Genomic DNA, 5,142 nt, shown 5'->3' with positions numbered 1-5,142 from the left:
GATCGCAAGGCAGATTTTGTCCTCCAGTATAACCTAGTTAATAATAAAAATCTCCAAATTGGTGATATAGATTGGGCTCAGTCCAGAGTGTATTTTGTTTCAACTGCATTCAACAGCTATCAGTTAGGTTCGCTAATCTTTAATGATCTCCCCATTTCACTTTGGGAGATTAAGTTCTACTCAGAAAACCACATGTCATATCGCAGAATAGACTATGGCAGATCAGGTACCAGCATAAAAAAACTATCTCCCATAGATACGAAACTAGGTAAAGTAACAAATGAGATTGTAGTTTATACTGAAGAAGACCATCTCAAAAAAGCTAACGAAGATATTGCCTCTCTTTACGAGACACTCAGAGACGAGATCGTTGCTAAGTGGAAGTTAAGCGTAGAACCCAAAAAGCTATATATAGCATTTAAAAGAAATACTAACATTGTGGACATCGAGATTCAGAGGTCCAAGATTAAGATAACCATAAATATGCCAAAAGGTCAACTGATTGATAATCTTGGCTTAGCAGAGGATGTATCCGGCAAGGGTAAATGGGGGAACGGTGATTATCAGATAGTAGTAAGAGACGATACAAGAATTTCTTACATCCTTAGTTTGATTGAGCAGTCGGTTAAACTGCACTCTTAATGGAAGTAAGACGGATGAGGCAACTATGATAGAAAAAATTAACTATATCGATAACACAGGACTCTTTGTAAGAATGAGCGGGGCAGCTAACGTTGATTTAAAGCGATTGAATCTGATTTATGCTGAGAATGGAAGGGGTAAAACAACCCTATCTGCCATACTAAGATCTCTGATGACTGGGGAACCGATTCACATTAATGAAAGAAGTAGTATAGGTAGTCAATCCAATCCCCATGTAGTTTTAACATGTGAAGGAAATCAAACTGTCCAATTCCAAAATGGCACATGGACTAGGACCATACCAGAAATTGTGATTTATGATGACGTCTTTGTTGCCAATAATGTTTGCTCTGGTTTGATGGTCGATCCAAGCCACAGGCAGAATCTACATGAGTTGATAATCGGCGAGCAAGGAGTAAGTTTAAACAGGCAGTTAAATGATTACATTCAGCAAATTGAAGACCACAATCGAGAACTCCAGAGATTATCCGGTCTGATCCCAACAGAATCGAGGCATGGTTATAGTGTTGATGATTTCTGCAGTTTACCCAATGAAGATGATATAGATGCTAAAATCACTGGTGCTGAAAGAAATCTGTTGGCTGCTCAAAACGCTGCAGAAATCTCGAGCGCTGCTCTATTTACACTAATTCAATTACCTGAGTTCAATCTATCGGCTTACACAGATTTGCTTGCTTCATCATTGGATACCCTAGATTCAACAGCACTGCAATTAGTTAAGGATCATTTTGGTAAGTACTCAATTAGCCCAGAGCATTGGATTTCTCAAGGAATGTCTTTTCTCCAATCAGTTCCAGTAGAAAGTGATGATGAATTCTGCCCATTCTGTTCTCAACCATTAGAAAGATCAAGTATTCTAATGCATTATCGAGCATATTTTAGCGCAGAATACAAGCAATTGATAAAGGGAATTAGTGAAACTTGTACCAAGTTAGACACTCAATGTGGAGAAGAGAGACTTATTGCGTTCGAGAGAGCGATAAGGTCATATAATGAAAAGCGACTGTATTGGTCAAAGTTTACCAGTGTACCCGAAATCATATTCGATAGCGATTCTGTAGTTAGGAGTTGGAAAACCCTTCGAGATATGATTAATTCGAAACTGATGATTAAGCAGGCATCTCCTTTAGATATCGTAACTTGTACCGATGATGAGCTTGCTTTATTCTCAGATTACGAAGCTAATCGCCATAGAATTGATGATCATAACCGGCACGTAGCGCAGATAAATGAAGAGATAAATGCTATCAAACAAAGAACAGAAAGTGCTAATGTCTCACCACTAAATAGAGATCTCAGTAGACTTAAAGCAATAAAATCTCGTTACTCGCATGATTTATCACAGACCTGCGAGAGCTACCTACAAGAGAAAACTAACAAGCTAACAACTGAAAGTTTGAGAGTTAGGGCAAGAACAAATCTTCAGAACTACCGGGATAGTGTGTTTCCGAGATTTGAGACAGCAGTTAACGACTATCTGCAAATATTTCATGCTGGATTTCGACTGTGCAATGTTACACCTGCCAATATTCGTGCTGGATCGACATGTAATTACGGAGTGTCGATAAGTAACACTCCTGTGTCAATAACCTCAGAACCAGGAGCTCAAGCGTTTCATAACACTCTCAGTTCGGGAGATCGTAATTCCTTGGCCCTAGCCTTTTTCTTTGCTACTCTGAGAGATGACCCCAATCTTGGGAACAAAATTATCATTATTGATGACCCAGTTTCAACTCTTGATGAGCATAGGACTCTACAAACTGCTCAAGAGATTCGTAGGTTTGCTAATCAAGCTAATCAAGTGATTGTCTCGTCTCACAGTAAATCATTTTTGTGTAATATCTGGGCACGTGCAGATCGAGATAACAGAGCATCATTACAGATAATCAGAGATGGAAGAAACTCAACAATAATTGACTGGAATGTGGATGATGACTCATATACGGAGCATGATAGGTTGTTTGGGTTATTAGATGCCTATGTTAACGGGGAAAGAGTAAACATTAGGGAAGTTGCAATTGCTATAAGACCTTATCTTGAAGGATACTTAAGAGTGCGATGCCCGAAGTATTTTGTACCTGGGACACATCTGGGACCTTTTATACATGTTTGCAGAGACAGAATTGGATCACCTGAGCAGATATTGAACGAGTTGCAGATTAATGAATTAGATGATATCAAGGAATTTGCAAACAGATTTCACCACGATACAAATCCAAATTGGCAAACAGCAGATATAAATGATGGAGCATTGAATGGATTCATAAGAAGAACACTCACTTTTACTGCAAACTAGATTACTTTTATTAGTTAGGAGATGCAATGAGCACTACTCGTAAAATATACGCCTTCTTTGACACCAATTTTCTTGTCCAATGCAGAGACCTGAATCAGATAAACTTTGCAGATCTGATTGGAGCTTTTGATGAGCTTGAGTTGTTGTTATCAGAGCCAGTTATAAAAGAGATAGATAAATTCAAAACTGACTCGAATCGACGAAGATCATCTCAAGCGAGAAAATACAACAGTTTGTTCAGAAAAATGCACTCAAACCATAATAACTCTTATCAAGTTTCTGAAAAACCGAGTGTCACTATTCGATTTTCCCCTTTTTACTCCTGTGACCAATTGGCAAAACTTGATGCAAGTCTAAATGTTGAGAATGCTGATGACAGGTTAATTGCCTCAACGCAGATGTTTGTTAAGCATAATAATACGGCTGATGTTAGAATCATTGCCAATGATACAGTTGTGTTGATAAAGGCACAGCAAAGAAACATTGTGAACCACCCAGTGCCAGATGATTGGCTTTTACAACCTGAGAATGATCCGAATGCAAAGAAAGTAATTGAGCTTCAAGATGAGAATAACAGGCTTCGAGCTTCACTTCCTGAGTTCAACATTTCCTCGAAGTTATTCAATCCTGAGGGGATTGCAACTGATAAAGTAAGGTTTAAAGAAATCGAAAACGTGGATAGCCAACAAGTGGAAGTGTTTTTAGGCATGATTCAAAAGGCTTTCCCAATGAAAACGGACTACTCAGATGAGGATGAGAAATTTGAAGTTTTTAAACGTAGCTTTTTAAAGCGAATGATAAATGTTGATTATACTAAACCAAGTATCGAGGCGATAAGAAGGTACTCTGACGAACGCTATCCTAACTGGATTGAAAAGACTAACAATTGGATTCAAACCATTGGTGCGCATTTGCATAAGAAGTTAAACACCTATAGTATTGAAGTACATTTATTAAATAAAGGCAGTACGTTTGCTCATAATGTGCTTGCTGAATTTACGATACTAAATGATTGCCTTTTTATACCATCAGGTCTTATTGAAGATGACGCATTACTTATCCCAAAGATGCCAAAACCACCAAGTCCACCAAAGGGACGTAACCCATTCGAAATTGTGTTCAATCAAGGAGGCATGATTCGATTACCACCTATTCCTAGTCTATACCCCCCTAGAAAACCAGAACATAACAAATACAGCTTTTATTATGTTAAAAAACCCACAGACTATTATACTTCAGTTCAATTTAATTGTGACGAGTTTAGACATGATATAGAAGCCGAGATTTTCACATTCTATTTTACTGTTCCTAAACAGTATAATCTCACTGAGGTAAAGCTATCATGCACGGTGTCTTGTGAAAACCTGCCAAAACCCTCTCAAACTATAATAACCTATCCAGTAGAAACCATAGATAATGATTTTTTCGATGTAGTTGAGTCTACAATTTTGAAAGAAATTGGTTTGTTAAAAGAAGGGATGGGATTATAAAAGTGCCTTTCCCCTTAGTTACTATATAATCTGTGTCGTTGTCCTACACTTCCAATGAAAGGGCGGGAACGGGGTATGTGCTCCGGAGACACCTACAGGATTCATCTCTGAGTCGTATTCGATCTGATCGTCTTTGACCCAAGGTGCTAGTGCTTTGATGAGTTCCCGGGCATCATCCAGGCTGTTGGACTTGGTGTCCAGAGCCATGAGGTTATCCATCACTTCCAGGGCATCGTTTAGTGGGTATATCTTGTCTTGAGCAGCGAGAGCACGGCAGATGTCACTTGTGCGGTCATCCAGGATCACCACGAGCTTGTAGTATCTGGCTTTGGCTTTCTTGTAACCCTGCAGCCTTCCGAACTCTCTGACTCTAAGTGCTGTATGCTCTGCCAATCCCTGCCAGTAATGTGATGAGCGGTTGGCCAGGTCATTGAACTGGTCTTTGAGGGTATCGGCAAGCATCTCTTTAGTATAGCCCTGCTCAATAGCTTTGGAGAGAGTGTCTGCGAAATTCTGCCGGTTGTCGGCTTCAAAGTGGTTGCCGATCCAGAACAATTGCTGCTTCTGAATAGTGGAGGAGAGATGCTGATCTTCGATGCCCCAGAGCCCGATGCTGGTCTTGGTTTGAGCTTGCACTTGGGTGTCTCTCAGTCCGAGCCGCACACAGCGGTCTATTATCGCCTTGGTGGGCTC

General features: G+C 39.7%; 4 protein-coding genes. 3 read left to right on the top strand and 1 reads right to left on the bottom strand.

What is annotated here, in order from left to right; genetic code table 11:
- The 3 genes from LHW48_03170 to LHW48_03160 all read left to right on the top strand — a co-directional run.
- Positions 1-642 (top strand): DUF5655 domain-containing protein (locus LHW48_03170; protein ID MCB5259461.1); only part of this gene is annotated, 642 nt, incomplete at its 5' end.
- Positions 643-667: 25 nt separating this feature from the next.
- A complete protein-coding gene (locus LHW48_03165) occupies positions 668-2,959 on the top strand; it encodes an AAA family ATPase (GenBank protein ID MCB5259460.1) in 2,292 nt (763 codons plus the stop codon).
- A 26-nt stretch (positions 2,960-2,985) separates the two neighbouring features.
- Entirely contained in the window at positions 2,986-4,449 is a 1,464-nt protein-coding gene (locus tag LHW48_03160) for a PIN domain-containing protein (protein ID MCB5259459.1), read from the top strand.
- Between the two features lie 21 nt (positions 4,450-4,470).
- On the opposite strand, the gene LHW48_03155 is transcribed toward LHW48_03160, so the two are convergent.
- Positions 4,471-5,112 carry a hypothetical protein gene (locus LHW48_03155; protein ID MCB5259458.1) on the bottom strand — a complete coding sequence of 214 codons (642 nt, stop codon included), beginning with the start codon at positions 5,110-5,112 and terminating at the stop codon, positions 4,471-4,473.
- Positions 5,113-5,142 lie beyond the last annotated feature (30 nt).

The organism is Candidatus Cloacimonadota bacterium, from assembly GCA_020532355.1.
GTDB lineage: Bacteria > Cloacimonadota > Cloacimonadia > Cloacimonadales > Cloacimonadaceae > UBA5456.
Note: the sequence above shows the minus strand (reverse complement) of the source record. Positions and strands in the feature narration are given on the sequence as shown.

Coding starts and splice junctions, on each gene's coding strand:
- LHW48_03160 (MCB5259459.1), top strand. CDS start 2,986: ATGAGCACTACTCGTAAAATATACGCCTTCTTTGACACCAATTTTCTT.
- LHW48_03165 (MCB5259460.1), top strand. CDS start 668: ATGATAGAAAAAATTAACTATATCGATAACACAGGACTCTTTGTAAGA.